General features: G+C 60.5%; 24 protein-coding genes. 20 read left to right on the top strand and 4 right to left on the bottom strand.

The window, feature by feature from the left end:
- Positions 1–289 precede the first annotated feature (289 nt).
- The 4 genes from MFP24_RS19475 to sixA all read left to right on the top strand — a co-directional run bounded on the left by MFP24_RS19475 (position 290) and on the right by sixA (position 5,822).
- Positions 290–1,483: a M20 family metallopeptidase gene (locus tag MFP24_RS19475; protein WP_249231934.1), complete on the top strand. Its 1,194-nt coding sequence runs from the start codon at positions 290–292 to the stop codon at positions 1,481–1,483.
- Positions 1,484–1,623: 140 nt separating this feature from the next.
- Entirely contained in the window at positions 1,624–2,937 is a 1,314-nt protein-coding gene (gene fadI, locus MFP24_RS19470; RefSeq protein ID WP_249231933.1) for an acetyl-CoA C-acyltransferase FadI, read from the top strand.
- Positions 2,934–5,153 carry a fatty acid oxidation complex subunit alpha FadJ gene (gene fadJ, locus MFP24_RS19465; RefSeq protein WP_249231932.1) on the top strand — a complete coding sequence of 740 codons (2,220 nt, stop codon included), beginning with the start codon at positions 2,934–2,936 and terminating at the stop codon, positions 5,151–5,153. Before fadI ends, fadJ begins: the two co-directional genes overlap by 4 nt.
- Positions 5,154–5,339: 186 nt before the next feature.
- Entirely contained in the window at positions 5,340–5,822 is a 483-nt protein-coding gene (gene sixA, locus MFP24_RS19460) for a phosphohistidine phosphatase SixA (RefSeq protein WP_249231931.1), read from the top strand.
- 31 nt (positions 5,823–5,853) lie between these two features.
- On the opposite strand, the gene smrB is transcribed toward sixA, so the two are convergent.
- Positions 5,854–6,396 carry an endonuclease SmrB gene (gene smrB / locus MFP24_RS19455; protein WP_249231930.1) on the bottom strand — a complete coding sequence of 181 codons (543 nt, stop codon included), beginning with the start codon at positions 6,394–6,396 and terminating at the stop codon, positions 5,854–5,856.
- A gap of 189 nt (positions 6,397–6,585) precedes the next feature.
- Here smrB and prmB point away from each other — a divergent pair, with 189 nt between their 5' ends.
- Genes prmB through MFP24_RS19425 form a run of 6 tightly spaced genes read left to right on the top strand, consistent with a single transcriptional unit; the run spans position 6,586 to position 11,182 of the window.
- Complete coding sequence (gene prmB / locus MFP24_RS19450) at positions 6,586–7,518, top strand: 50S ribosomal protein L3 N(5)-glutamine methyltransferase (protein WP_249231929.1); 933 nt, start codon at positions 6,586–6,588, stop codon at positions 7,516–7,518.
- 41 nt (positions 7,519–7,559) lie between these two features.
- Entirely contained in the window at positions 7,560–8,645 is a 1,086-nt protein-coding gene (gene aroC / locus MFP24_RS19445; RefSeq protein ID WP_249231928.1) for a chorismate synthase, read from the top strand.
- A gap of 6 nt (positions 8,646–8,651) precedes the next feature.
- A complete protein-coding gene (gene mepA / locus MFP24_RS19440; protein WP_249231927.1) occupies positions 8,652–9,497 on the top strand; it encodes a penicillin-insensitive murein endopeptidase in 846 nt (281 codons plus the stop codon).
- A 3-nt stretch (positions 9,498–9,500) separates the two neighbouring features.
- Positions 9,501–10,301, top strand: coding sequence for a sulfite exporter TauE/SafE family protein (locus MFP24_RS19435; RefSeq protein ID WP_249231926.1), 801 nt, complete (start codon positions 9,501–9,503; stop codon positions 10,299–10,301).
- Between the two features lie 14 nt (positions 10,302–10,315).
- The gene (locus MFP24_RS19430; RefSeq protein WP_249232173.1) at positions 10,316–10,861 is read left to right on the top strand and encodes an elongation factor P hydroxylase; all 546 of its coding nucleotides are present in this window, start codon (positions 10,316–10,318) and stop codon (positions 10,859–10,861) included.
- Positions 10,862–10,894: 33 nt separating this feature from the next.
- Positions 10,895–11,182: a YfcL family protein gene (locus MFP24_RS19425; protein ID WP_249231925.1), complete on the top strand. Its 288-nt coding sequence runs from the start codon at positions 10,895–10,897 to the stop codon at positions 11,180–11,182.
- Between the two features lie 46 nt (positions 11,183–11,228).
- Here MFP24_RS19425 and mnmC read toward each other — a convergent pair whose 3' ends face one another.
- Entirely contained in the window at positions 11,229–13,247 is a 2,019-nt protein-coding gene (gene mnmC, locus MFP24_RS19420) for a bifunctional tRNA (5-methylaminomethyl-2-thiouridine)(34)-methyltransferase MnmC2/FAD-dependent 5-carboxymethylaminomethyl-2-thiouridine(34) oxidoreductase MnmC1 (protein ID WP_249231924.1), read from the bottom strand.
- 159 nt (positions 13,248–13,406) lie between these two features.
- Between mnmC and fabB the strand changes: the two genes are divergently transcribed.
- Positions 13,407–14,621, top strand: coding sequence for a beta-ketoacyl-ACP synthase I (gene fabB, locus MFP24_RS19415; protein ID WP_249231923.1), 1,215 nt, complete (start codon positions 13,407–13,409; stop codon positions 14,619–14,621).
- A 95-nt stretch (positions 14,622–14,716) separates the two neighbouring features.
- Here the strand turns inward: fabB and flk are convergent, their stop codons facing one another.
- Both flk and MFP24_RS19405 read right to left on the bottom strand, forming a co-directional pair.
- Positions 14,717–15,925, bottom strand: coding sequence for a flagella biosynthesis regulator Flk (flk, locus tag MFP24_RS19410; RefSeq protein WP_249231922.1), 1,209 nt, complete (start codon positions 15,923–15,925; stop codon positions 14,717–14,719).
- Between the two features lie 161 nt (positions 15,926–16,086).
- Entirely contained in the window at positions 16,087–16,980 is an 894-nt protein-coding gene (locus tag MFP24_RS19405; RefSeq protein WP_249231921.1) for a DMT family transporter, read from the bottom strand.
- Positions 16,981–17,230: 250 nt separating this feature from the next.
- Here MFP24_RS19405 and pdxB point away from each other — a divergent pair, with 250 nt between their 5' ends.
- The 9 genes from pdxB (at position 17,231) to purF (ending at position 26,400) form a co-directional block, all read left to right on the top strand.
- The gene (gene pdxB, locus MFP24_RS19400) at positions 17,231–18,367 is read left to right on the top strand and encodes a 4-phosphoerythronate dehydrogenase PdxB (RefSeq protein ID WP_249231920.1); all 1,137 of its coding nucleotides are present in this window, start codon (positions 17,231–17,233) and stop codon (positions 18,365–18,367) included.
- A 66-nt stretch (positions 18,368–18,433) separates the two neighbouring features.
- Entirely contained in the window at positions 18,434–19,444 is a 1,011-nt protein-coding gene (locus tag MFP24_RS19395) for an aspartate-semialdehyde dehydrogenase (RefSeq protein WP_249231919.1), read from the top strand.
- Positions 19,444–20,265, top strand: a complete 822-nt coding sequence (gene truA, locus MFP24_RS19390; RefSeq protein WP_249231918.1) for a tRNA pseudouridine(38-40) synthase TruA — start codon at positions 19,444–19,446, stop codon at positions 20,263–20,265. The genes MFP24_RS19395 and truA overlap by 1 nt, the downstream gene beginning before the upstream one ends.
- Before the next feature lie 72 nt (positions 20,266–20,337).
- Positions 20,338–21,009, top strand: a complete 672-nt coding sequence (locus MFP24_RS19385; RefSeq protein ID WP_249231917.1) for a DedA family protein — start codon at positions 20,338–20,340, stop codon at positions 21,007–21,009.
- 217 nt (positions 21,010–21,226) lie between these two features.
- Positions 21,227–22,141: an acetyl-CoA carboxylase, carboxyltransferase subunit beta gene (gene accD, locus MFP24_RS19380; protein WP_009112050.1), complete on the top strand. Its 915-nt coding sequence runs from the start codon at positions 21,227–21,229 to the stop codon at positions 22,139–22,141.
- A 90-nt stretch (positions 22,142–22,231) separates the two neighbouring features.
- Positions 22,232–23,500: a bifunctional tetrahydrofolate synthase/dihydrofolate synthase gene (gene folC / locus MFP24_RS19375; protein ID WP_249231916.1), complete on the top strand. Its 1,269-nt coding sequence runs from the start codon at positions 22,232–22,234 to the stop codon at positions 23,498–23,500.
- Complete coding sequence (gene dedD, locus MFP24_RS19370; RefSeq protein WP_249231915.1) at positions 23,490–24,200, top strand: cell division protein DedD; 711 nt, start codon at positions 23,490–23,492, stop codon at positions 24,198–24,200. Before folC ends, dedD begins: the two co-directional genes overlap by 11 nt.
- Positions 24,201–24,358: 158 nt before the next feature.
- The gene (gene cvpA / locus MFP24_RS19365) at positions 24,359–24,850 is read left to right on the top strand and encodes a colicin V production protein (RefSeq protein WP_136166408.1); all 492 of its coding nucleotides are present in this window, start codon (positions 24,359–24,361) and stop codon (positions 24,848–24,850) included.
- Between the two features lie 32 nt (positions 24,851–24,882).
- Positions 24,883–26,400 carry an amidophosphoribosyltransferase gene (gene purF / locus MFP24_RS19360; RefSeq protein WP_249231914.1) on the top strand — a complete coding sequence of 506 codons (1,518 nt, stop codon included), beginning with the start codon at positions 24,883–24,885 and terminating at the stop codon, positions 26,398–26,400.
- Positions 26,401–26,509: the final 109 nt, after the last annotated feature.

Genomic DNA, 26,509 nt, shown 5'->3' with positions numbered 1-26,509 from the left:
CGGCGGTTGGCCGCTAAATTTCCAGGCGCGGGAAGCCGGCATACCCGCAACCTGAAAGCGGGCGGGTATATTGATGCCCGCCCGTCGGATTCTCCTCTCGCAACACGCCATTCTCCCGCACTATTCTCACTATCGGCGGCGCCGGGCGCGTCAACGGCGTTTACCGACGCCTGTGCGCGGCCCGCTGCTTTAGCCAACAATTGCAATAGGATAGCTATTTTTATCACTGGCAGATAATTCTGTGATTCTATTTAATTTCAAGATTATCGTTCGCTAACAGGTTGCAAAGATGAGTACAGTGGATGCCGCCCGTCACCGGGCACAGATTCGGTCCCATATTGAACGTTCCGCCCGGCGCTATCTGCAGGTCAGCCATCAGATTCACGCCCGGCCGGAAATCGGTAATCAGGAATTTTTCGCCGCCGAAACGCTGGTCGACGTGCTGCGTGAAGCGGGATTTGGCATCACCCAGAATATCGCCGGGCATGAAACCGGGTTTATCGCCCGCAAAGGGGAAAGGCATAGCGGGCCGCGCATTGGTTATCTGGCGGAATATGACGCGCTGCCGGGGCTGGGTCACGCCTGCGGTCATAATCTGATTGGCACCGGCAGCGTGGCGGCGGCCGTTGCGTTGTCACAGGTTATCGATCAGACGGGAGGCGAGGTCTGGGTCTTCGGCACGCCGGCGGAAGAGGGCGGGCCGAACGGCAGCGCCAAGGGCAGCTTTGCCGACGCCGGCCTGTTTGACGATATCGACGCCGCGCTGATGATCCATGCTTCCGGTAAAACCCGGCTGACGTCCGCCAGCCTGGCGGTCGATCCGCTGGATTTTCATTTTACCGGGCGGGCGGCCCACGCCTCGGCGTCGCCGGAGGAGGGCGTTAACGCCCTGGATGCGGTGATCCAGCTTTTTACCGGTATTAACGCGTTACGCCAGCAGCTGCCCGGCGATGTGCGCATCCACGGCATTATCACCCATGGCGGCGATGCGCCGAACATTATCCCCGAGTATGCAGCCGCGCGCTTTTATATCCGCGCCTCGACCTGGCAGCGCACGCTGGCGGTAAGCGAAAAAGTCCGGGCGATAGCGCAGGGGGCGGCGCTGGCTACCGGCGGTACGGTAAGGATCGAGCGTTTTCAAAACGCCATCAAGGATCTGATCATCAACCGCACGCTGGATGAGGTGGTGGGCGCGGAACTGAGCGCGCTGGGCGAACAGCTGTCGGCCCAGCCGCGTCACGGTCTGGGCTCCACGGATGCCGGCAACGTGAGCCACGTTATACCGGTAAGCCACTGCTATATTAAAATCGGTCCGGACGATCTCGTCGGCCATACGCCGGCTTTTCGCGAGGCGTCGGTCTCCGAACGGGGCGACCGCGCGCTATTGATTGCCGCGCAGTCGCTGGCGTTGTCCGGCTACCGTCTGCTGACCGAGCCGTCGCTGCTGGCGGCGGTGAAAGCGGATTTTCACCGCACGCACTAGCCGGCCCGGTGCCGGCCGGACGCTTCCCCTCTCATTTTGCCTCGCCGCGGTTTGCGTAATGTAACTATCTGGTTAACAATCAGATCAGGTCTGACCTGTTGGGCGCAGGCTCGATTTTATCAGTTAACAGGGGAGCGTTTATGAGCGAGGTGTTACCACTGATAACCCGTCGTGGCGATCGCGTGGCGATTGTCGGCGGCTTACGTACCCCGTTTGCCCGCCAGGCGACGGCCTATCACGGCGTGCCGGCCGTGGATCTGGGAAAAATCGTGGTGAATGAGCTGCTTATTCGCACCGGCATCGACCCTGAACTGATCGAACTGCTGGTATTCGGTCAGGTGGTGCAAATGCCGGAGGCGCCCAATATCGCCAGGGAAATCGTGCTGGGAACGGGGATGAGCGTGCATACCGACGCGTACAGCGTATCCCGCGCCTGCGCCACCAGTTTTCAGGCGGTGGCCAACGTGGCGGAAAGCATTATGGCGGGCGTCGTCGAGGTGGGGATTGCCGGCGGGGCGGACTCCTCCTCGGTGCTGCCGATCGGGGTGAGTAAATCCCTCGCCGGAACCCTGGTCGATATCAGCAAAGCCCGCACGCTGAGCCAGCGCCTTAAACTGCTCGCCCGGCTGCGCCCCAGGGATTTGCTGCCCGTCGCCCCCCCGGTGGCGGAATATTCCACCGGCCTGCGCATGGGCGATACGGCGGAACAAATGGCGAAAACCTACGGCATTACGCGGGAAGAGCAGGATGCGCTGGCGCATCGCTCCCATCGTCTGGCCGCCCGCGCCTGGCAGGAGGGGCTGCTGCGCGACGAGGTGATGACGGCATACGTGCCGCCTTACCGGCAGGCGCTGGCCGAGGATAATAACGTGCGTCGCGACTCGGCGCCGGAGCATTATGCCCGCCTGCGTCCGGCCTTTGACCGCATGCACGGCAGCGTAACGGCGGCCAACAGCACGCCGTTGACCGACGGGGCGGCGGCGATTGTGCTGATGAGCGAATCGAAAGCCAAAAGTCTGGGAATTACCCCGCTGGGTTATCTGCTCAGCTACGCCTTCAGCGCCATCGGCGTGCGGCAGGATATGTTGCTGGGACCGGCTTACGCCTCTCCGCTGGCGTTGGCGCGGGCCGGGGTGGCGTTGTCCGATCTGGCGTTGATCGATATGCATGAAGCCTTTGCCGCCCAGACGCTGGCGAATCTGAAAATGTTTGCCAGCGAGGATTTCGCCCGCCGCAAATTGGGGCGGGCGGCGCCGCTGGGCGAGGTGGAGATGGAGAAATTCAACGTGCTCGGCGGCTCCATAGCCTACGGACATCCGTTTGCCGCTACCGGCGCCCGGATGATTACCCAGACGTTGCACGAACTGCGCCGCCGCGGCGGCGGGCTGGGGTTGACCACCGCCTGCGCGGCGGGAGGACTGGGCGCCGCAATGGTACTGGAGGTGACGCCATGAACGATCGGCAACCGTTATCCGCATCCCCTGACGAGGCTTCGGCTTTTTCCCTTGCTATCAGGCCGGACAATATCGGCGTCGTCACCATTGACGTGCCGGGAGAAAAGGTGAATACGCTGAAAAGCGAATTCGCCGAGCAGATCGTCAAGGTTCTTGAACAGGCTCAGCAACATGCGGCGCTGCGCGGGCTGGTGCTGGTGTCCGCCAAGGCGGATTCGTTTATCGCCGGCGCGGATATCGCCATGCTGGACGGCTGTACCAGCGCCGAACAGGCGCAGGCGCTGGCCATAAAAGGGCAGGAAACCTTCGCCTATATCGCCGCGCTGCCTTTCCCGGTGGTCGCGGCGATTCACGGCGCCTGTCTGGGCGGCGGGCTGGAACTGGCGCTGGCCTGCGACTACCGCCTGTGTTCGCTGGATGAGAAAACGCTGCTGGGGCTGCCGGAGGTCAAGCTCGGCTTGTTGCCCGGCTCCGGCGGCACCCAGCGCTTACCCCGGCTGATCGGCGTCGGACCGGCGCTGGATATCATCCTTACCGGGCGCCACGTCCGCGCCGCGCAGGCGCTAAAACTGGGACTGGTGGACGATGCGGTGCCGCACAGTATTTTGCTGCAAACGGCGCTGGAAACGATCAGGCAGGGTAAGCGTAAAGCATCGCCGCCGGACTGGCGCGCCCGTCTGTTGGCGAGCCCGGCGATCCGGCCGCTGTTTTTTAATATCGTTAAGCGCAAAACGCGGGCCAGAACGCAGGGTAATTACCCGGCGACGGAGCGGATTATTCAGGTGATTCGCCGCGGAATGGAAAAAGGCATGGCCGAAGGCTGCCGGCTGGAGGCCCGCGCCTTCGGCAAGCTGGTTATGACGCCGCAGTCCGCCGCGCTGCGCAGTCTGTTTTTTGCCTCGACGTCGTTAAAAAAGGAATCCGCCGGCGCTGCGGCGCAACCCATCCGCCGGGTGGGGATTCTGGGGGGCGGACTGATGGGCGGCGGCATCGCCAGCGTAACGGCGGTGCGCGGCGGCTTGCCGGTGCGCATCAAGGATATTGATGAGCAGGGCGTCAACCGTGCGCTGAACTACAGCTGGCAGCTGCTGACCAGACGGGTGGAACGCCGGCGTCTGTCGTCTGCCGAGCGGCAACGCCTGATGAGCCTGATTTCCGGCGGCACCGACTACCGGGGATTCGAACAGAGCGACATGGTGATAGAAGCGGTATTTGAGGATCTGTCGCTGAAACGGCAGATGGTGGACGAGGTGGAACGCCATGCCGCTCCGCATACCATCTTTGCCTCGAATACCTCGTCATTGCCGATTCACCAGATCGCCGCCGAAGCCCGGCGCCCGCAGCAGGTGATCGGCCTGCATTACTTTAGCCCGGTGGATAAAATGCCGCTGGTGGAAGTGATTCCGCACGCGCACACCAGCGCCGAAACCATTGCCGCCACGCTGGCGCTGGCGCGTAAACAGGGTAAAACGGCGATTGTGGTGGCCGATAGCGCGGGCTTTTACGTTAACCGTATCCTGACGCCCTACGTTAATGAAGCCGCCTATTGTCTGCTGGAAGGCGAACCGGTCGAGTCGATCGATTATGCCCTGGTGCGCTTTGGTTTTCCGGTCGGCCCGTTGACGCTGCTGGATGAGGTCGGCATCGACGTCGCCACCAAAATCGTACCGGTGCTCGGTCAGGCGTTCGGGGAACGTTTTATCCCGCCCCCCACCTTTGACGCCGTCTTGAAGGATGGCCGGAAAGGGCGTAAAAACGGCAAAGGGTTTTATCGCTATAACCGGAAACGTTATTTCCATTTACGGCATAAGGCCAGAGAGGTGGATGCTTCCATCTATCCGCTGCTGGACGTGACCCCGAAAGCGCATCTCGATCCGGCGCTGATCGGCCAGCGCTGCGTGATGCTGCTGCTGAACGAAGCGGCCCGCTGTCTGGATGAAAAGGTGATCCGCTGCGCGCGCGACGGCGATATCGGCGCGGTGTTCGGCATCGGTTTCCCCCCGTTTCTCGGCGGTCCGTTCCATTATATGGATCGCCTTGGCATCGCCACGGTGGTAAAAACGTTGCAGGTATTGCAGCAGCAGTATGGCGACAGGTTTGCGCCCTGCGACGCGCTGCTGGCCATGCGGGACAATCAGCAGCGTTTCTACCCGGCGAAAGACGAGGTTGCGCCGGCGGCGCCTCCGCCCGGCGATGCGCCGGTTGACGCTGGTTAATGGTTGACGCCCAGCCAACAACTAAGGTAGAAAGTGCGCTTTACCGAACGGTTAAATTTACATCAGGCGGCGGCGATAATGGTTTCGTGATAGCCTTTATCGTCCTGCTTCAGCGTGTGCTTATACAACGACTGATTGCTTTATAAGCCTTTTAATTACGGTATGTTCGTCAAATAGCGGTGTGATATGCAAGTTTTGATTATGCGTCATGGTGATGCGGTACCTGATGCGGCCAGCGACGCGCAGCGGCCTTTAAGCGCGCGCGGCTATGATGAGTCGCGCAAGATGGCAAGCTGGCTGAACAACCAGCAGCTGGATATCGACCGTATTCTGGTCAGCCCTTATCTGCGCGCCCGGCAAACGCTGGAGGCGATCCGGGGGCTATTGCCCTTGCCCGAGGGGGATGAATGCCTGCCCGAGCTGACCCCCGGCGGCGATGCCGGCTTTGTCGGCGGCTATCTGCAAGCCCTGGCCAAAGAGGGGACGGAAGCGGTGCTGGTGGTCTCGCATCTGCCGCTGGTCGGCTATCTGGTCGCGGAATTGTGTTCCGCTGAAAACGCCCCTATGTTCGCCACCTCGGGCGTTGCCAGTGTGAGCATTGATGCCCCGTCGGGGCGCGGCGTGTTTGACTGGCAGGTGAGTCCGGCGCAGCTGGCGCTGAAGAGGTAATCGCCGCCGCGCCGCTCTCCCGCCGTCCTGGCTAGCCGAGCGACGGCGCATCCAGCGCCACCAGTATCAGCAGCGCGGCGTCGCCGCCGAACTCCTTGGGCGCCTGATGGAAAGCCAGCACGTCCGGGTGCTGCGCCAGCCACAGCGGCGTCTGCTGCTTCAGAATGCGTTTGCCGTGGCCGTGCATCACGCAGGCGCAATAAACGTGTTCCCGGCGGCAGGCGGCAAGCAGCGCGCCCAGCTCCTGTTTGGCCTGCAACTGCGTCAGGCCGTGCAGGTCGAGAAACAGTTCCGGGGAGTAGTCGCCGCGCCGCAGTTTTTTCAACTCGTAGTGGCTGGCGCCGGGGCGCACGTAGCGCGTCGGCCCCTCGCTTTCCAACTGCGGCTGAAATTCGTCCGAAAAATAAAAGCTGGCATCGGCCTGCTCCCGCAGCGCCCGCCGGGGCGGCAGTTCGCCGGTTTTGGGACGAACCGGCTTATGGATATAGGTATCCTGGCGTAATTTTTTAGTGCCGGAGACTGAAGTACGAAAAAGCTGCAGTTCTTCGTCGTTCAGCGAATATTTATTACTCATTGGCCGCTCACTTCGCATCAATATCCGTTCAGTTTACCTTTTCTCTTCGCGGCCGCTAAATAAAAGTCGTCGCAACCTATAGTTCCGCCGGTTATATCTGCTGATTTGTCGCGGGGTTCATGGCAAACTATGCCTTTCTTATGTGTAACAGCGCCAATTTCCATTCAGATGTGTCTGCGGAGGACAAGCTTGGACAAAATTTTCGTCGATGAGGCCGTCAGCAATCTACATACCATTCAGGATATGTTGCGCTGGGCGGTCAGTCGGTTTAACGCAGCCAATGTCTACTATGGTCACGGTACGGATAATCCCTGGGATGAAGCGGTACAGCTGGTGCTTCCCACTCTGTTCCTGCCGCTGGATATTCCTGAGGATATGTATATTTCCCGCCTGACGTCCAGCGAGCGTCATCGTATTGTCGAACGCGTTATCCGCCGGGTAAACGAGCGCGTCCCGGTGGCTTATCTGACCAATAAAGCCTGGTTCTGCGGGCTGGAGTTTTACGTCGACGAGCGGGTTCTGGTGCCGCGTTCGCCCATCGGCGAGCTGATCGGCAATTATTTCGCCGACCAGTTGCCTAAAGCGCCGGGCCATATTCTGGATATGTGCACCGGCAGCGGCTGTATCGCCATCGCCTGCGCCCAGGCGTTTCCGCAGGCGGAAGTCGACGCGGTGGATATCTCCGACGATGTGCTGGCGGTGACCGAGCAAAATATTCAGCAGCACGGCGTGGAATACCGCGTCACCCCGATTCGCTCCGACCTGTTCCGCGACCTGCCGGCCATTCCTTACGACCTGATCGTCACCAATCCCCCTTATGTCGATGAAGAGGATATGGCGGATCTGCCGCAGGAGTTCCGCTATGAACCGGAACTGGGATTGGCGGCGGGCAGCGACGGCCTGAACCTGATGCGCCGCATTCTGGCGAGCGCGCCGGATTACCTCAGCGACGACGGCGTGCTGATTTGCGAAGTGGGCAACAGCATGGTGCACCTGATCGAGCAATATCCCGCCATTCCGTTCACCTGGCTGGAATTCGCCAACGGCGGAGAGGGCGTATTTATGCTGACCAGGTCTCAGCTAATTGATTGTAAAGAATATTTCAGTATTTACCGCGACTGATTCGCGATGGTAACCCTATCTGTACAGGCTAAGGAGCTGTGATGGCAGGAAACAGTATCGGGCAGTTGTTCCGCGTCACCACATTTGGTGAGTCCCACGGCATTGCCCTGGGCGGTGTTGTCGACGGCGTACCGCCGGGGATCCCGCTGACGGAAGCGGATCTGCAACAGGATCTGGACCGGCGTCGCCCGGGAACGTCGCGCTATACCACCCAGCGCCGCGAGCCCGACCGGGTGCGCATTCTTTCCGGGGTGTTTGAAGGCGTTACCACCGGCACCAGCATTGGTCTGCTGATCGAAAATACCGACCAGCGCTCGCAGGATTACAGCGCCATCAAGGACGTTTTCCGCCCCGGTCACGCCGACTACACCTATGAACAAAAGTACGGCCTGCGCGATTATCGCGGCGGCGGACGTTCTTCCGCCCGGGAAACCGCGATGCGCGTGGCGGCGGGCGCGATAGCGAAAAAATATCTGCAACAGCGGCACGGCGTGAAAATTCGCGGCTATCTGGCGCAAATCGGCGAGGTAACCTGCGAATTGAAAGACTGGGATCTGGTCGAGCAGAATCCGTTCTTCTGTCCCGATGCCGACAAGCTGGAAGCCCTGGATGAGCTGATGCGGACGCTGAAAAAAGAGGGTGATTCCATCGGCGCCAAGGTCAGCGTGGTGGCGGAATTCGTCCCCGCCGGGCTGGGCGAACCGGTGTTCGATCGTCTGGATGCCGATCTGGCGCACGCCCTGATGAGCATCAATGCGGTGAAAGGGGTGGAGATTGGCGACGGTTTTGCGGTAGTGACCAGACGCGGCAGCGAAAACCGCGATGAGATTACCCCGCAGGGTTTCCAGAGCAACCACGCCGGGGGGGTTTTAGGCGGCATCAGCAGCGGACAGCATATTGTGGCGCATCTGGCGCTGAAACCCACCTCCAGCATTATGGTGCCTGGACGAACCATTAACCGTCAGGGTGAAGCGACGGAAATGGTGACCCGCGGACGTCACGATCCCTGCGTGGGGATCCGTGCGGTGCCGATCGCCGAGGCAATGATGGCGATTGTGTTAATGGATCACCTGCTGCGCCAGCGCGCGCAGTGCGGCGATGTGGCGAGTCAGGTTCCCCGCTGGTAAAAGATGATGAAAAAAGGGTTTATCGGGGTTATCGCCCTGGCGCTCGGTGCGTCAGGGTGGATGCAGGCCGGGTGGGCGAAAACCCCCTGGCAGGAAATGACGCACCCGGTGGCGGGCGCGGCGCAGTCCATCGGCGGCTTTTCCAACGGCTGCATTATCGGCGCCCAACCGCTGCCGCTGCAATCGCCTGATTACCAGGTGATGCGCGTCGATCAGCGACGCTATTTCGGTCACCCCGATCTGCTGGCGTTTATTCATCGCCTGAGCGCCAATGTGAAACGCCGTACCGCCGCCAATGTGTTGATTGGCGATATGGGCATGCCGGTGGGAGGGCGTTTCAGCAGCGGCCACGCCAGCCATCAGTCCGGTCTGGATGTCGATATCTGGCTGCAACTGCCCAAACGGCGCTGGAGCGAGCAGCAGTTGCTTAAACCGCAGCCTATCGATCTGGTTATGACCAACGGGCGTCAGGTTAACCCGCGCGTCTGGCAGCCAGAGGTAACGACGCTGGTAAAACTGGCGGCGCAAGACCATGATGTGACGCGTATTTTCGTCAATCCGGCGATAAAAAAACAGCTGTGCGCCGAGGCAGGTCAGGATCGCGACTGGCTGCGCAAGGTGCGCCCCTGGTTCGGGCATCGCGCGCATATGCACGTTCGCCTGCGCTGTCCGGCGGATAGCCTGGAGTGTCTGGAGCAGGATTCGCCGCCCGCCGGCGATGGCTGCGGCGCGGAGCTGACCAGTTGGTTCCAGCCGCGCCAGCCGGGGCGTGAATCGCCGGTCAAAACAACGCCGCCACCTTTACCTCCGTCTTGTCAGGCTCTGCTCGACAGACATTTCGCCGCGGAATAGCGCATGGACTGGTTTATCGTCGGGCCGGAAATATTGGCCATTATGTTCTTCGTCGCCGTGCTGGCCGGGTTTATCGACTCCATCGCCGGCGGCGGCGGGCTATTGTGCGTGCCGGCTTTGCTGGCCGTCGGGCTGTCGCCCGCCCAGGCGCTGGCGACCAATAAGCTGCAATCCGTGGGCGGTTCGTTTTCCGCCAGCCTCTATTTTATTCGCCGCCGGGCGGTCAGCCTGGGCGAACAGAAGCTGGCCATCGCCTTAACCTTTGTGGGCTCAACCTTTGGCGCCTGGCTGATTCAGCAGATCCACGCCGATTTTCTGCGCCAGCTGTTGCCGCTGCTGATCATCGGCATCGGGCTCTATTTTCTGCTGTCGCCGAAGATCGGCGATGAGGATCGCCAGCGCCGCCTGTCCGCCGTCCCCTTCGCGATTGTCGCCGGCTGCGGCGTCGGATTTTACGACGGTTTTTTCGGCCCCGGCGCCGGATCCTTTTATGCGCTGGCGTTCGTCACCCTGAGCGGTTTTAATCTGGCCAAGGCCACCGCCCATGCCAAAATCCTCAATTTCACCTCCAATTTCGGCGGGCTGCTGTTTTTTATGCTGGGCGGGAAAGTGGTGTGGGGGCTGGGGCTGGTCATGCTGGCGGGGCAGTTTATCGGCGCGCGTCTCGGCGCCAAAATGGTGCTGAGCAAAGGCCAGAAACTGATTCGTCCCATGCTGGTGATCGTCTCCGCCGTTATGAGCTGCAAACTGATTTACGACAGCCACGGCGGCGAGCTTGCCCGTTGGCTGGGACAATTTTTCTGATGACGGTGAATAATATGGGTTGCCATCACTACCAGCAACTGATTGATATCTTTGCCGCCTGCTTTAGCGATGAGTACAACACGCGGCTGGTTAAAGGCGACGATGAGCCAATCTACCTGTCGGCGGACGAGCAGGCGCCGTACCACCGGATTATCTTCGCGCACGGTTTTTACGCCAGCGCGCTGCATGAGATTTCCCATTGGTGCATCGCCGGCGAGCAGCGGCGCCTACAGGTCGATTTCGGCTACTGGTATTGCCCGGACGGACGCGATGCGCAGACGCAGTCCCGCTTTGAGGACGCGGAGATTAAACCGCAGGCGCTCGACTGGCTGTTCTGCGTAGCGGCGGGTTTTCCGTTCAACGTCAGCTGCGATAATCTGAACGGCGACGGCGAACCGGATCGCATTGCTTTTCAACGTCGGGTTCATGCGCAGGTGATGCACTATCTGCAGCAGGGGATCCCGCCGCGGCCGGCGCGCTTTATTAATGCGTTACAGACGTTTTACCATACGCCGCCGCTGACGGCGGCGAGCTTTCCGTATCCCGCCGACCTCTGCTGAGCGGCGCGGAAACAGTTTAACCGAGGATGATAAATGATCGCAGAATTTGAGGCGCGTATTCTGGCGCTGATTGATGACATGGTGGAGCATGCCAGCGACGATGAACTTTTTGCCGGCGGATATTTGCGCGGTCATTTGACGGTGTCGGTGGCGGAAGCCGAAGAAAATGGCGAACACACGCTGGAGGCTTTACATGCGCGAGTCAGCGACAGCATTGATAAAGCGATAAAAAACGGCGAGCTTTCCCCGCCGGATCAGATTCTGGTCAACCGCATGTGGGATAGTTTATTCCAGCGGGCGCGGAGCCGGCAAACGCACTAACTTCCCATAACCCTGCCCGCCCAGGCGCGCCTGGGCTTTCGTCCGCTCACACCGGTCGCCCCTTGAGCAATTTTCTGATCCAGAATCGATTAGGATTCAGCGCCGCCAGCGTGTCGCCATCCAGCGGCAGGGGTTCGCCGTAAATCTGCGAGGCCAGAATCTCCGCCGCCAGCGGGGCGGAGCAGAGTCCGCGCGATCCCAGCGCGCCGATGATAAACAGATTGGGGTAGACCGGCGCCGGCGGCAGGTTTTCCGCGCCGCGCCGCTGCGGCGACAGATGCCGGTAACAGTCCAGCGTCCGCTGATAGTCGGCGACCGCGCCCACCAGCGGCAAATGGTCGCGCAGCGCGCAGCGCACGCCCTGACGCGCCTGGCGGCCGCTGATATCGATCTGCTGCGCCCATTCCGCCCGCGGCAGGCAGTTCAGCAGGCGCCGACGATTCTCCTGCTGTTCATCGTCCCGGTAGTCGGTGGCGCTATCGCCGCGCTGATAGCTGGCGCCGATGCAGTGTTGCTGATGCCGCGGGCTGACCGGCGTCAGATAGCCGTCATAGCAAAGCACCTGTTTCAGCCGCCGCAGCGCCGGGGTGGTCGGAATATGGCTGACCTGGCCGCGCACCGCATAGCACGGCAGATGGCGGGTTTGCGGCCAGTCCGCCAGCGCGTGCCCGTTGGCGAGAATCAGCGTGGCGTGCTCAGCCTGTTGCCGGCCGTTGAGCGTCAGTCGCCAGCCGGCGGCGCTCTGTTCCAGCGCGGTGACGGCGGCGTTCATCCGTAGCGTCAGCCTCTGTCGCCGGGCCAGCTCCAGCGCCGAGGCGGTGAGTTCCGCCGGGCACAGCCAGCCGCCGTCGGGGTAGGTAACGCCGCCGGCGCCCAGCGTCAGACCGTTCACCTCTTCAAGCTGCTGCGCCGTAACGCCGAAGACCAGTTCCGGCGGCCAGGCGCCCTGTAAAATCTGCGCAATCCTGCGGGCGCTTTTTTCGTCATAGGCCAGTTGGCTGACGCCGCACCACTGATGTTCAAAAGCGACGCTCTGCGCCGCCAGTTCGTCATACCGGCGGCGGGCGAAGGTGAAGGCGGCGGCGAAGAAGCGCGACTGGGCGTCGTGCCTGTCGTTCAGCAGAGGGTAGAGCGCGCCCTGCCGGTTGCCGGACGCGCCCTGCGCCGGCTGTTGGTCGGCGCAGTACAGCGTCACCCGCGCGCCGCGTCGCTGCAGGGCCAGGGCGGTCAGCACGCTGGCGACGCCGCCGCCGATAATGGCGATGTCGTCGGTGGCCGAGGCCGGCGGCCGGGCATACCAGGGGGCGGCGGACGGCGCGGCGACGCCGGCGGGGAGATAGCCGTTCAGCATTTCACGTTTGCGGCCGAAGCCTTTGACTTTACCGACGTTAAAACCCGCCTGTTGTAGCCCCCGGCGCACGAAGCCGGCGGCGGTAAAGGTGGCGAAGGTGCCTTGATCGCGGCCAAGGCGCGCCATGGCGTGAAACAGGTTATCCGTCCACATATCCGGGTTTTTGGACGGCGCGAAGCCATCGAGAAACCAGGCGTCGACCTGATGATGCAGCGAATCGTCCAGCGTGGGAAGCAGCGCGTTGACGTCGCCAAACCACAGGTCGAGCGTGACGCCGCCCTGGGCCAGAATCAGACGGTGGCAGCCGGATAGGGGCAACGGCCACTGCCGGCGCAATTCCGCGGCGTAGGTCGCCAGCTCCGGCCATTGGGCGTGCGCCGCGGCCAGATCGTGCCGCCGCAGCGGAAATTTTTCAAAGCTGATGAAATGCAAACGGCGCAGGGGCGCGTGGGGATGCCGGGTGCGGAAGGCGTCGAAAGCCTGCCACAGCGTCAGAAAATTCAGCCCGGTGCCGAAGCCGGTTTCCGCCACCACGCAATTTTCACGCGCGTGGGTGAGAAAACGTTCGGGAAACCGGTTGCCCTGCAAAAATACGTAACGGGTTTCCGCCAGCCCATCCTGATTGGAAAAATAGACGTCATCAAACTGTTGCGATACAGGTGTACCCTGTTCGTTCCAGCTCAAGGATGCATGTTGAACGGGGCGGTTATTCACGGCAAATGACTCATTATTCAGGCGGTGCGGCGATTTTAACGGTCCGCATGGCGCGGAGCAAATTTAGCAACACTTCGTCTGATCGGACTTGTTCAGCGTACAACTGTACGCTAAAGTGCGTTGCGAAATCCCAAACTTTATAAGTGGAAGAGGTATTGAATGAAACGTGCAGTGATTACTGGTCTGGGGATCGTATCAAGCATAGGTAATAACCAGCAGGAAGTTCTGGCATCTCTGCGGGAAGGCCGCTCGGGTATTACTTTTTCTCAGGAGCTGAAAGATTCCGGCATGCGTAGTCACGTCTGGGGTAACGTTAAACTGGACACCACAGGCCTCATCGATCGCAAAGTTGTGCGCTTTATGAGTGATGCATCGATTTATGCTTATCTGTCTATGGAACAGGCGATTAAAGATTCCGGGTTAAGCGACGATCAGGTTTCCAACGATCGTACCGGTCTGATCGTCGGGTCTGGCGGCGGTTCTCCGCGTAATCAGGTTGCCGGCACCGACGGCATGCGGGCCAAAGGCCTGCGCGGCGTGGGTCCCTATATGGTCACCAAATCCATGGCTTCGGGCGTTTCCGCCTGCCTGGCGACGCCGTTTAAAATCCGCGGCGTCAACTACTCCATCAGCTCCGCCTGTGCGACCTCCGCGCACTGTATCGGCAACGCGGTGGAGATGATCCAACTGGGTAAACAGGACGTGGTCTTCGCCGGCGGCGGCGAGGAGCTGTGCTGGGAAATGGCCTGCGAATTCGACGCCATGGGCGCGCTGTCCACCAAATATAACGAGACGCCGGAAAAAGCCTCCCGTACCTATGATGCGGATCGCGACGGTTTCGTTATCGCCGGCGGCGGCGGCGTCGTGGTGGTTGAAGAGCTGGAGCATGCGCTGGCGCGCGGCGCGCACATCTACGGCGAAATTATTGGTTACGGCGCCACCTCCGACGGCGCGGATATGGTCGCTCCCTCCGGCGAAGGCGCCATGCGCTGCATGAAGATGGCGCTGAAGGACGTGGATACCCCGATTGATTATATCAACACCCACGGCACCTCCACCCCGGTTGGCGATGTGAAAGAGCTGGGGGCGATCCGCGAAGTATTCGGCGACAATATTCCGGCCATTTCCGCCACCAAAGCCATGACCGGCCACTCGCTGGGGGCGGCGGGCGTGCAGGAAGCGATTTACACCCTGCTGATGCTGGAGCACGGCTTTATCGCGCCGAGCATCAATGTGGAAACGCTGGATGAGCAGGCGATCGGGATGAACGTCATCACCGCGCCGACGGAGCGCAAGCTGACTACCGTGATGTCGAACGGTTTCGGTTTCGGCGGCACCAACGCCACGCTGGTGATGAGAAAGTTCGAGCAGTAATAACGCGTCGAACATCAGCCCGCGTCAGGCGGGCTGAGACCGTTCCCCCGTTGCGCCCTGCCTGCAGGGCGTTTCCCTTTCCGCCGCCGGCGAAATCAGAATACCACCCATAACAGAAATAGCGCCACGCCAACGCCGGCGATGGTCCAGAACATCGATTTCTGAAACAACGCCGGCCAGTTAAGCGGCAGCGCGGCAATAAGCGGGTTCAGCAGCGGCTGCGGCGCCGTCCAGTCGGTTTCCTGCGCGCGCTGTATGCGCTGGGTGAACAGGAAGGCGAGCGCCTCGCTAAGCTGCATCGGCGCCAGCGGCGTCGGCCACCCGGCGTTAAAACGGTTCTGCATATAGTCCAGCAGCATTTGCTGCTCCTGGGTAGTGAGCGGCTGCGGCAGCGCCGCCTGCAGCGTCGCGATGGCCGCGGTCTGCGCCGCGCCGGCCTGCGGCGATATTGAGGCCGCGCCGGCCGTACCGGCGGCCGTCTGGACGGCGTTCGCCGCGGGTTGATTCGCCGCGGCATCGGCGGCGAGGGGCGTCGGCGTCCCCTGCGGTAAAGGCGGCGGTGAAGCGGTCGGCGACTGCTGCAACGACGCCTGCGTTTGCAGGAACTGGGTCAGCAACGGCAGATTTTTTAGCGGGATCGCCTCTCCGGAATTGAGGTTCTGCATCGTCATCAGCGTGGTCCAGATTTTTGCCGGCTGTTCGCCGCTCTGCGACGCCAGGCGGGTAACCTGCTGGTTCAGGCTATGCTGCTCGGCCGGCGACAGGGTACGCTCAGGCGGGTTGGCAACGGATTGCGGCTGGGGGGACGCCGTATTGGCGGGCGCCGTCGGTCCGGGTTGCAACAGCGTCACCACCTGCTGCAGCTGTGCTTTGTTCAATGAGCTCAGCGTGGTATGGCCGAATTGCTGACGGATAAAATCACTGACCACCTGTCGGTTGTTGCCCTGGGGCAGCATCTCCGTCACCCGTTGCATTAGCTGCTGGCGGGTGCCGTTATCCTGCGCTTGCGCCTGGGTTAAGCGCGTTTGCAACTGCTGCTCCGCCGGCTGATAGTGGCGTGAGGTCAGCTCGGCGTTTTCTTGCAGCCCCAGCCCTTGCTTTACGCTGCTCCAGACTTCGCTCGCTTTTAACGTGCCGAGGGCGACGATTTTAACCATCAGGTTTTCAAGCGTGGCGCGCTGTGCCGGCGTCAGCGGCGCATCGCCGCCGTCAGTCCCCGGCGTATTGGCCGCCGGGGACGTAGCCTGCGGACTGACGGCGCGATCGCCTGGCAGTGGGGCTCCTGGGCCGCTTACAGGTTGCATACCGATTATCCTCACCGCTGTAATGGGGCCTGACGATGGGCAGGCAGTCTCAATCATTGAGACGAATCATAGCAAGCTCCATCGCCGTTCGATAGTCACAGATAAACGCTGAATATCCGCTGAATCCGGCCTTTGCCGCCTTGCCCCGCGCCGCCCGACCGCTAATCGGCGCCGCGCGGCTTCGCCCTGGCCAACGGGGTGCGCAACCGCTGCGCCAGAATGACCCCCAGCAGCGCAATCCCGCCGCCGATCAGGTGGTAGCCGTGTAACGGCTCATGGAGAAAAATAATGGCGATGGCGGCGGTGAATAACGGCATCAGGTTCATAAAGACGGACGCGGTGCCGGCGCCCAGCCGCATCACCCCGAGGATCCACAGGAAAGGCGCGATAATCGACGCCATAACGCCGGCGAAAGCGACCAGCGGTATGTTCTGTCCGGTGAGCCGCACATTCTCCGTCAGCAAAAAATTGGGCAGCAGCAGGACCACGGCAAGGGCAATCTGCACGTAAAGCGACAGCCAGTTGGGCAGGGGGATGTTCCAGCGTTTGGTTAATACGCCATAGAGCGCATAGGCGCAGACGGCGCCGAACATCATGATTTCGCCGGCGCCGATGCCCTGGGCAAGGATCCGTTCCGGATGGCCGGCGCTGATCAGCCAGACGATGCCGCCGAACGACAGCAATCCGCCGCAAACGATGCCCACCGTAGGCGCGATGCGCAGCAGCGGAATGCTGATCAACACGGTGAGCAGCGGAATGAGCGATCCCAGAATCCCCATCATCAGCGCGCTGATGGTGTGCGCCGCGTAGTAAGCCAGACTCTGATACAGCACCATGCCCAGCAGTCCGAGCGCCAGCAGTTTCCAGCCGTACTGGCGAATGGTGGCCAGATGCCTGCCGATGCCCGGCAGCATAAACGGCGTCATTACCATAAAGGCCAGCAGCCAGCGATAAAAAGAGATGGCGGCCGGATCGATAACGGCGGCGGAGAGTTTATTGACGATGATATTAACCGACCAGATCAGCACGGCAATAATGGGGAACAGGGAATTCAAAATAGGGATTCTCAATGGCGATAACTAAACAACAGCCGCTGAGTTTAATACCATTGCGCTTATTCTTCATAGACAAAATCAGCGTCCGCCGGTCAGGCTTCCGCGCCGCGCGGGCGCTATTCCGCCGCGTTACCGGCGGGAAACGGCAATAAAGGCGAACCCCGGCGGCCGATAGCGTTGGGCTTCCTCCCCATTCAGTGGCAAAATAGCCACCCTCTTTTTTCAGGGTAACGGGTTACCGGGGAAGACAATGAAGATTGTGGTTGACGAAAATATGCCGTACGCACGCGAACTGTTTAGCCGCCTGGGGGAGGTTCAGACGGTGCCGGGGCGTCCGCTGCCGCGCGCCGCGCTGAACGGCGCCGACGCGCTGATGGTGCGTTCGGTAACGAAAGTGAATGCCGAACTGCTGGCCGGCGGCGGGGTAAAGTTTGTCGGCAGCGCCACGGCGGGCACCGATCACGTTGACCGTAACTGGCTCGACGCCAACGGCATTGGCTTCTCGGCGGCGCCGGGCTGCAATGCGATAGCCGTCGTCGAATATGTCTTTTCTTCCCTGCTGATGCTTGCCGAACGGGATGGATTTCAACTGCGAGATAAAACCGTCGGGATTGTCGGCGTCGGCAACGTGGGGGGACGGCTGAATGAACGGCTGAAAGCCTGGGGAGTCAAAACATTATTGTGCGATCCGCCCAGGGCGGAGCGGGGCGATGATGAAGATTTCCTGCCGCTGGATGCGCTGGTGCGTGAAGCGGATATCCTGACGCTGCATACCCCGTTATACCCTGACGGCCCTTATAAGACCCACCATCTGGTTGATGAGGCGGTGCTGCATGATTTCGCCGACGGGCGCATCCTGATTAACGCCTGCCGCGGGCCGGTGGTGGATAACGCCGCGCTGCTGAAAGCGTTGAAACAGGGGAAAAAACTCAGCGTTATTCTCGACGTCTGGGAGCCTGAGCCGGCCTTGTCCACCGAGCTGCTGGCGCTGGCGGACGTGGCAACCGCGCATATCGCCGGCTATACGCTGGAAGGCAAAGCCCGCGGCACCACCCAGGTGTTTGAGGCGTGGAGCCGGTTTATCGGCAATCCGCAGCGGGTGGCGTTGTCTTCATTGTTGCCGCCGCCGGAATTCTCCGCGCTGACCCTCGCCGCGCCTCTGGATGAAGCGTTATTAAAGCGCCTGGTGCATCTGGTGTATGATGTGCGCCGGGATGACGCCCTGTTGCGCCATGCGGCGCATCAGGAAGGCGGATTCGATCGCCTGCGCCGCCATTATCAGGAGCGGCGCGAATGGTCGTCGCTGCATATTGTCTGCGCCGACGCCGCCAGCGCGCAATGTCTGAACGAATTGGGATTCACCGCGTCGCCGGCCGCCGGCCTGTGACGCGCTGCTACTGCGCCAACGCGGCGGTAATGGTGTTTTATTTACAAGTTAGGGGAGAATAACCACATGTCTGACGGCTGGAATATTGCTCTGCTGGGCGCCACGGGCGCCGTAGGCTCGGCGTTGCTGGAGTTATTGCATGAGCGCGAATTCCCGGTGGGTGAACTCTACCCGCTGGCCAGCGAACGTAGCGTGGGGGAAATCATCCGTTTTAACGGTAAATCCCGCCCGGTGGAAGATGCGGCGGGTTTCGACTGGTCTCAGGCGCATTTGGCGTTTTTTGTCGCCGGCGAGGAAGCCAGCGAGCGCTATGCGCAAGAGGCGGGAGATGCCGGGTGTCTGGTTATCGACAGCAGCGGCCTGTTCGCCCTGGAGCCGGACGTGCCGCTGGTGGTGCCGGGGGTTAACGCCCACGCGCTGGCCGATTACCGCAACCGTAATATCGTGGCGGTGGCGGATAGCCTGACCAGCCAACTGCTGACGGCGATCAAGCCATTGACGGAAGCGGCCGGATTATCCCGCCTGCACGTCACCAATCTGCTGTCGGTTTCCGCGCGCGGCAAAGCGGCCGTGAATGATTTGGCCGGACAAAGCGCGCGTTTGCTGAACGGCATCCCGCCTGAGGCGGGGATATTTCCCAAACAGCTGGCGTTCAATCTGTTGCCGCTATTGCCTGATAATGAAGGCAGCGTGCGCGAAGAGCGCCGCCTGGTGGAGCAGGTGCGTAAGGTCCTGCAGGATGAAGGGCTGCCGGTCTCCGTCACCTGCATCCAGTCGCCGGTATTCTACGGCCATGCCCAGGTGGTGCACCTGGAGGCGCTGCGTCCGCTTTCCGCGGAGGAAGCGCGGAACGAACTGCGGCAGGCCGGCGATATCGAGCTTAGCGAAGAGCAGGATTACCCGACGCAGGTGGGCGACGCCTCCGGCAACGTGCTGCTGAGCATCGGCTGTTTGCGTAATGATTACGGTATTCCCGAGCTGCTGCAGTTCTGGTCGGTGGCGGATAACGTTCGCTTCGGCGGCGCGCTGATGGCGGTGGAAACGGCGGAACTTCTGGTGCGGGAGTATCTGGGGTAATGTCGCAACCGATGCTGGCGGAGGAGAATGCCGCGCTGAAAATTGCGCTGGGAATAGAGTATGACGGCAGCCGCTACTATGGCTGGCAGCGGCAGGCGGAGGTCGACAGCGTACAGGGCTGTCTCGAACGGGCGTTGAGCAAGGTGGCGAATGAACCGATCGCGGTGTTCTGCGCCGGACGCACCGACGCCGGCGTGCACGCCACCGGGCAGGTGGTGCACTTTGCGACGCGGGCGGCGCGCAAGGACGCGGCCTGGACGATGGGCGTCAACGCCAATTTGCCGCCGGATATCGCGGTGCGCTGGGTAAAAACGGTGGATGATGATTTTCACGCCCGTTTCAGCGCCACCGCGCGCCGTTATCGCTATGTCATCTATAATCATCGCTACCGTCCCGCGGTGCTGGCCAGGGGCGTCACCCATTGCTATCTGCCGCTGGACGCCGGGCGGATGGAGCGCGCCGGCCAATGTCTGCTGGGAGAGAACGATTTCACCTCCTTTCGCGCCGTGCAGTGCCAGTCGCGTACCCCCTGGCGCAATGTAAATCATTTAAAGGTTAGGCGTCATGGCGCTTATATCGTGGTAGATATTAAGGCCAATGCGTTTGTCCACCATATGGTGCGCAATATCGTCGGCAGCCTGATGGAAGTGGGCTGCGGCAATCGGCCGGAAGGGTGGATTGCGCAACTGCTGGCGGCGAAAGATCGCTCGTTGGCGGCGGCGACGGCCAGAGCCGAAGGGCTGTATCTGGTCGCGGTGGATTATCCCGCGCGTTTTGCTTTACCGCAGCCGGTGATGGGACCTTTGTTTTTAGACGATTAGTTTCCGGGTGACTCGTTTCTGGCCGGCCGGTGGCGGCCAGAGGTAAAAAGGCGACATCAAGAGAGATGTTTTATGGAATTTATACGCTTTATTATTGATTTTATCCTGCATATTGACGTTCATCTGGCGGAGCTGGTGGCGCAATACGGCGTCTGGATTTATGCCATTCTGTTTTTGATTCTGTTTTGTGAGACCGGGCTGGTGGTCACGCCGTTTTTGCCGGGAGATTCTTTACTGTTCGTCGCCGGCGCCCTGGCCGCGCTGCCGTCCAACGCGCTGGATGTGCACCTGATGGTTTTCCTGATGCTGGTGGCGGCCATCCTCGGCGATGCGGTGAATTACACCATCGGCCGCCTGTTTGGGGAAAAGCTGTTCAGTAACCCGGATTCTAAAATTTTCCGCCGCAGCTATCTGGATAAAACGCATCAGTTTTATGACCGCCACGGCGGCAAGACGATAATTCTGGCGCGCTTTGTTCCTATTGTGAGAACATTTGCGCCGTTTGTGGCGGGAATGGGACATATGAGTTACCGCCATTTCGCGTTCTATAATGTAACGGGCGCTTTGCTATGGGTGCTGCTGTTTACCTATGCGGGCTACCTGTTTGGCGATTTGCCGGTGGTGCAGGAAAACCTGAAGCTGCTGATTGTGGCGATTATCCTGGTCTCCATTCTGCCCGGCGTAATTGAAATCGTACGACACAGAAGAGCCGCCGCGCGCGGCGATGTAAAACAAATGAAGTGAATTTTAACCTCCGGTTCGACCAGTTTTTTATCCACAGTGCCGGAGCGTTATGGTTTAATGGGCAGCATTTATGGTCTGTTCACGGCAACAATCCTTGGCGCCGACGCTCCGGTAACGCCGGCAAAGCGCGTTCCGGGCATATTTTAAGCGGCTGCGTCGTCAAGGAATACATGAACAGCGGACTGGCGTTTGCCAGGTTCAAGCAGAAAGGTTATCAATGAGCTGGATTGAACGAATTCTTAACAAAAGCAATATTACTCCGACCCGTAAAGCGAACATTCCTGAAGGGGTCTGGACGAAATGCGATAGCTGCGGCCAGGTTCTTTATCGCGCCGAGCTGGAACGAAATCTGGAAGTGTGCCCCAAGTGCGATCACCATATGCGCCTCTCCGCGCGCGCGCGCCTGCAGGCTTTCCTGGATAAAGAAGGGACGGTGGAGCTGGGCAGCGAACTGGAACCGAAAGATATCCTGAAATTCCGCGATTCCAAAAAATACAAAGATCGCCTGGCCGCCGCGCAAAAGCAGTCCGATGAAAAAGACGCCCTGATCGTCATGAAAGGCACGCTGTACGGTATGCCGGTTGTCGCGGCCTCCTTTGAATTTTCCTTTATGGGCGGTTCGATGGCCTCGGTGGTGGGCGCGCGTTTCGTGCGCGCCGTAGAGCAGGCGCTGGAAGACGGCTGCCCGCTGGTCTGCTTCTCCGCCAGCGGCGGCGCCCGGATGCAGGAAGCGCTGATGTCGCTGATGCAGATGGCGAAAACCAGCGCCGCGCTGGCGAAAATGCGCGACCGCGGCCTGCCCTACATTTCCGTGCTGACCGACCCGACCATGGGCGGCGTCTCCGCCAGTCTGGCCATGCTGGGCGATCTGAATATCGCCGAACCCAAGGCGCTGATCGGCTTTGCCGGTCCGCGGGTGATTGAGCAAACGGTGCGTGAAAAACTGCCGCCGGGCTTTCAGCGCAGCGAGTTCCTGATTGAGAAGGGCGCTATCGACATGATCGTCCGCCGCCCGGATATGCGTTACAAACTGGCGACGATCCTCGCCAAGTTGACCAATCATCCGGAACCCGGCGGCGATGTGGTGGAGGAGAGTCACGATACCGCCTCCGAATCGCAGGATGAAGTATAACCGAACCGATGAACAGGAAGCGTGAGCGATGCACCGAACGGCAGCCATGCTTCCTGTATAAAATGAACCGTAAGCCAGTGAACGGGACTCATGGATAATCTTCAAGTACCCCAAGCCACGTCGCCTTTGGTCACGTGGCTTCATTATCTGGAGCACCTGCACGCCCAGGCCATTGATTTGGGACTGGATCGCGTCAGGCAGGTGGCCGGGAATCTTCAATTGTTACAGCCCGCCGGCGTGGTATTTACCGTCGCAGGAACCAACGGCAAGGGCACGACCTGCTGTACCCTGGAGTCGATACTGCTGGCGGCGGGACTGCGGGTGGGCGTTTACGGCTCGCCTCATTTGCTGCGCTACACCGAGCGGGTGCGGATTCAGGGCAAAGAGCTGCCCGAGACGCAGCACTGTCAGGCATTCGCGGAGATTGAAGCCGGCCGGGGCGATGTGTCGCTCACCTATTTCGAATTCGGCACCCTGGCCGCGCTGCGGCTGTTTAAGCAGGCGCAACTGGACGTGGTGATCCTGGAAGTGGGGTTGGGCGGACGCCTTGACGCCACCAATATCGTCGATGCGGACGTCGCCGTGGTCACCAGCATCGCGCTGGACCATACCGACTGGCTGGGTAAGGACCGCGACAGCATCGGCCGGGAAAAGGCGGGCATCTTCCGCGCCGGCAAACCCGCGGTGGTCGGCGAACCCGATATGCCCGGATCGATTGCGCAGGTGGCCGCTGAACAGGGCGCGGTGTTGCTGCGCCGCGGCCGTGACTGGGATTTCTCCATACAGCGCGACGGATGGAGCTGGCAGAATAAGCAGCGCGAGCTGTCGGGGCTGCCGCTGCCGCATGTGCCGTTGGCCAATGCGGCCAGCGCCCTGAGCGCGCTGAACTATTCGCCTTTGAACGTCAGTGAAGAGGCGATTCGCCAGGGATTATCCCAGGCCGCGCTGCCCGGCCGTTTCCAGATTGTCGGCGAGAAACCGCTGCTGATTCTGGACGTGGCCCATAACCCCCATGCCGCCGCTTATCTGGCGAGCCGCCTGGCGATGCTGCCGCAGGGCGGGAAAGTCCGCGCGGTGGTCGGTATGCTGGCGGATAAAGACATCGGCGGCACGCTGAGCCAGTTAACGCCGCAGGTGGACGAATGGTATTGCGCGCCGCTGGACGTCCCGCGCGGCGCCACGGCGGGGCAACTGGCGCAATATCTGGAGCGGTGCCGGCAGTTCGCGGATGTGGCCGGCGCCTGGCGCCAGGCGATGTCCGAGTCGGCGGAACAGGATATCGTCATTGTGTGCGGATCTTTTCATACGGTAGCGCAGGTCATGGAAGCGCTGGATGAGGGGCAAACGTATGGCGAGTAAATTTCAGAACCGTTTGGTCGGCACGATCGTTCTGGTGGCGCTGGGCGTTATCGTGCTGCCCGGCCTGCTGGACGGCGATAAAAAGCATTATGCCGATGAGTTCGCGGCTATCCCGCTGGTTCCCAAGCCGGGCGACAGCAACGAAATGGAAGCCTTGCCGGCGCTGAACCAGCCGTTGCCCAGCCAGCCGCCGGAAGGGGCGGCGTCCGCCGTGGAGGATAAGAGCGCGGCGTCCGATGCCGAAACTCCCGGGATAGGCGCCCAGCCGGAAAGCCCGCCTCCGGCAACGCCGGCTCCCCCGGCGACGATCGCGCCGCCGGCGGTGGTTGAGCGCCCGACGGCGCCCAGTGAACCCAAGCCGCAGCCGAAAGCGGAAGTGAAACCCAAACCTGAACCTAAAGCGGAACCGAAGCCTGAAGCCAAACCGGAGACCAGGCCTGCGCAACAGGCGCCCGCCGGGCAAGCCTATGTGGTACAGCTTGGCGCCTTGAAAAACGCCGACAAGGTGAATGAGATTGTCGCCAAGCTGCGTCTTTCCGGCTATCGGGCCTATACCGTGCCGGCCACCCCGGTGGCGGGGCAGATAACCCGTATTTATGTCGGGCCGGACGCGTCAAAACAGAAGCTGCAGTCTTCGCTGGCGGAATTACAGCGGCTCAGCGGATTGAGCGGTCAGGTCAGATCGTACAGCGTGCGTTAAAGGATTAACGCGCCGGCGGGCGGTTTTTGCTCTGCCCGCCGATTAATAAAATCGGCGGAAATACGCTACGCAAACGTTTTCTTTTTCTGTTAGAATTCGCCGCGAACAGGATGACGTGGCGGCCGGGCGGTTGGCATCGTTCATTATTAGGATGGCTCATGGTTTGGGTTGATTACGTCATTATTGGCATCATCGGATTTTCGGCTCTGGTCAGCCTTATCCGGGGGTTTATACGTGAAGCGTTGTCGCTGGTCACCTGGGGATGCGCATTTTTTGTCGCCAGCCATTACTACGCTTATCTGGCGGTGTATTTCACCCGCTTTGATGACGAACTGGTCCGCAATGGCATCGCTATTGCCATTCTGTTTATTGCGACGTTGATTGTGGGTGCTATTGTCAACTATGTGATCGGCTCTTTGGTTGAACGCACCGGATTGTCGGGCACCGATCGCGTATTGGGCGTCTGTTTCGGGGCGCTGCGCGGCGTATTGATTGTCTCCGCGCTGCTCTTTTTTCTGGATACCTTTACCGGTTTTTCACAGAGCGACGATTGGAAGCAGTCCCAGTTAGTTCCGCAGTTCAGTTATATCATCAGGTGGTTTTTTGACTACCTGCAAAGCACGTCAAGTTTCTTGCCGCAGCATATATAGAGCTGCGATAGCGCTGATGAGGAAAAGACACCATGTGCGGTATTGTCGGTATCGCCGGTTTTACGCCGGTCAACCAGTCGATTTATGACGCGTTAACGGTGTTGCAACACCGTGGGCAGGATGCCGCAGGCATCATAACCATTGATGCCTTAAACTGTTTTCGCCTGCGCAAGGCCAACGGCCTAGTGAAGGATGTGTTTGAAGCACGGCACATGCAACGTTTGCAAGGCAATATGGGCATCGGTCATGTGCGTTACCCTACCGCGGGCAGCTCCAGCGCCTCCGAGGCGCAACCTTTCTACGTTAACTCGCCGTTCGGCATCACCCTGGCGCATAACGGTAATCTGACCAACGCTCACGAACTGCGTAAAAAGCTGTTTGAACAGGAGCGTCGCCACGTCAACACCACCTCGGATTCGGAAATTCTGCTGAATATTTTCGCCAGAGAGCTGGATCGTTTTCAGCACTATCCGCTGGAAGCCGATAACATTTTTGCCGCCGTTGCCGCCACGCATCAGCAGATTCGCGGCGCTTATGCCTGCGTAAGCATGATTATCGGCCACGGTATGGTGGCGTTCCGCGATCCCAACGGCATCCGCCCTCTGGTTATCGGTAAACGCGATCTGGAAGACGGCCGCTGCGAATATATGGTGGCGTCGGAAAGCGTGGCGCTGGATACGCTGGGTTTTGAATTCCTGCGCGACGTGGCGCCGGGCGAGGCGATTTACATCACCGAGAAAGGGCAGCTGTTCACCTGCCAGTGCGCCGAGAACCCGAAGAGCAACCCTTGTCTGTTCGAGTACGTTTATTTTGCGCGCCCGGACTCGTTTATCGATAAAATTTCCGTCTACAGCGCCCGCGTGCGCATGGGGCAGAAGCTGGGCGAGAAGATCGCGCGCCAGTGGGAAGATCTCGATATCGACGTGGTGATCCCCATTCCCGAGACCTCCTGCGACATCGCGCTGGAAATCGCGCGCATCATTGATAAGCCGTATCGCCAGGGATTCGTCAAAAACCGCTATGTGGGCCGTACCTTTATCATGCCGGGGCAGCAGGCGCGCCGTAAATCCGTGCGCCGCAAGCTGAACGCCAACCGCGCCGAGTTCCGTGATAAAAACGTGCTGCTGGTGGATGACTCCATCGTGCGCGGCACCACCTCGGAGCAGATTGTCGAGATGGCGCGCGAGGCGGGAGCCAAACGGGTCTATCTGGCGTCGGCGGCGCCGGAAATCCGCTTTCCCAACGTCTACGGCATTGATATGCCGAGCGTAAATGAACTGATTGCCCACGGCCGCGAAGTGGAGGAGATCCGCCAGCTTATTGGCGCGGATGCGCTGATTTTCCAGGATCTGGACGATCTGATCGCCGCGGCCCGCGAGGATAACCCGGATATTACCCAGTTTGAATGTTCGGTATTCAACGGGATATATGTGACCAAGGACGTCGATCAGGGCTATCTGGACTACCTGGAAGTGCTGCGCAATGACGACGCCAAAGCGCTGCGCAGCCAGAGCGAAGTGGAAGATCTGGAGTTGCACAACGAAGGTTGAGCGCTGAAAATCTTGTAGTGCGATAACGAAAAGGGGAGTGCGTTCGGGCGCGCTTCCCTTTTCTTATTCTTGCCTATCGCCCGCCGATGCGGCAAAGTCAGCGCAGATC

Origin of the sequence: Brenneria tiliae (assembly GCF_023347575.1) — a bacterium.
Classification (GTDB): domain Bacteria; phylum Pseudomonadota; class Gammaproteobacteria; order Enterobacterales; family Enterobacteriaceae; genus Brenneria; species Brenneria corticis.
The sequence above is the reverse complement of the archived record's forward strand: the minus strand, read 5'-3'. Positions and strand labels throughout refer to the sequence as shown.

Coding starts and splice junctions, on each gene's coding strand:
- folC (WP_249231916.1), top strand. CDS start 22,232: ATGGATAATCTTCAAGTACCCCAAGCCACGTCGCCTTTGGTCACGTGG.
- flk (WP_249231922.1), bottom strand. CDS start 15,925: ATGCAACCTGTAAGCGGCCCAGGAGCCCCACTGCCAGGCGATCGCGCC.
- dedD (WP_249231915.1), top strand. CDS start 23,490: ATGGCGAGTAAATTTCAGAACCGTTTGGTCGGCACGATCGTTCTGGTG.
- truA (WP_249231918.1), top strand. CDS start 19,444: ATGTCGCAACCGATGCTGGCGGAGGAGAATGCCGCGCTGAAAATTGCG.
- MFP24_RS19425 (WP_249231925.1), top strand. CDS start 10,895: ATGATCGCAGAATTTGAGGCGCGTATTCTGGCGCTGATTGATGACATG.
- smrB (WP_249231930.1), bottom strand. CDS start 6,396: ATGAGTAATAAATATTCGCTGAACGACGAAGAACTGCAGCTTTTTCGT.
- fabB (WP_249231923.1), top strand. CDS start 13,407: ATGAAACGTGCAGTGATTACTGGTCTGGGGATCGTATCAAGCATAGGT.
- cvpA (WP_136166408.1), top strand. CDS start 24,359: ATGGTTTGGGTTGATTACGTCATTATTGGCATCATCGGATTTTCGGCT.
- MFP24_RS19435 (WP_249231926.1), top strand. CDS start 9,501: ATGGACTGGTTTATCGTCGGGCCGGAAATATTGGCCATTATGTTCTTC.
- MFP24_RS19430 (WP_249232173.1), top strand. CDS start 10,316: ATGGGTTGCCATCACTACCAGCAACTGATTGATATCTTTGCCGCCTGC.
- MFP24_RS19475 (WP_249231934.1), top strand. CDS start 290: ATGAGTACAGTGGATGCCGCCCGTCACCGGGCACAGATTCGGTCCCAT.
- purF (WP_249231914.1), top strand. CDS start 24,883: ATGTGCGGTATTGTCGGTATCGCCGGTTTTACGCCGGTCAACCAGTCG.
- aroC (WP_249231928.1), top strand. CDS start 7,560: ATGGCAGGAAACAGTATCGGGCAGTTGTTCCGCGTCACCACATTTGGT.
- MFP24_RS19395 (WP_249231919.1), top strand. CDS start 18,434: ATGTCTGACGGCTGGAATATTGCTCTGCTGGGCGCCACGGGCGCCGTA.
- fadI (WP_249231933.1), top strand. CDS start 1,624: ATGAGCGAGGTGTTACCACTGATAACCCGTCGTGGCGATCGCGTGGCG.
- sixA (WP_249231931.1), top strand. CDS start 5,340: ATGCAAGTTTTGATTATGCGTCATGGTGATGCGGTACCTGATGCGGCC.
- accD (WP_009112050.1), top strand. CDS start 21,227: ATGAGCTGGATTGAACGAATTCTTAACAAAAGCAATATTACTCCGACC.
- fadJ (WP_249231932.1), top strand. CDS start 2,934: ATGAACGATCGGCAACCGTTATCCGCATCCCCTGACGAGGCTTCGGCT.
- mepA (WP_249231927.1), top strand. CDS start 8,652: ATGAAAAAAGGGTTTATCGGGGTTATCGCCCTGGCGCTCGGTGCGTCA.
- MFP24_RS19385 (WP_249231917.1), top strand. CDS start 20,338: ATGGAATTTATACGCTTTATTATTGATTTTATCCTGCATATTGACGTT.
- pdxB (WP_249231920.1), top strand. CDS start 17,231: ATGAAGATTGTGGTTGACGAAAATATGCCGTACGCACGCGAACTGTTT.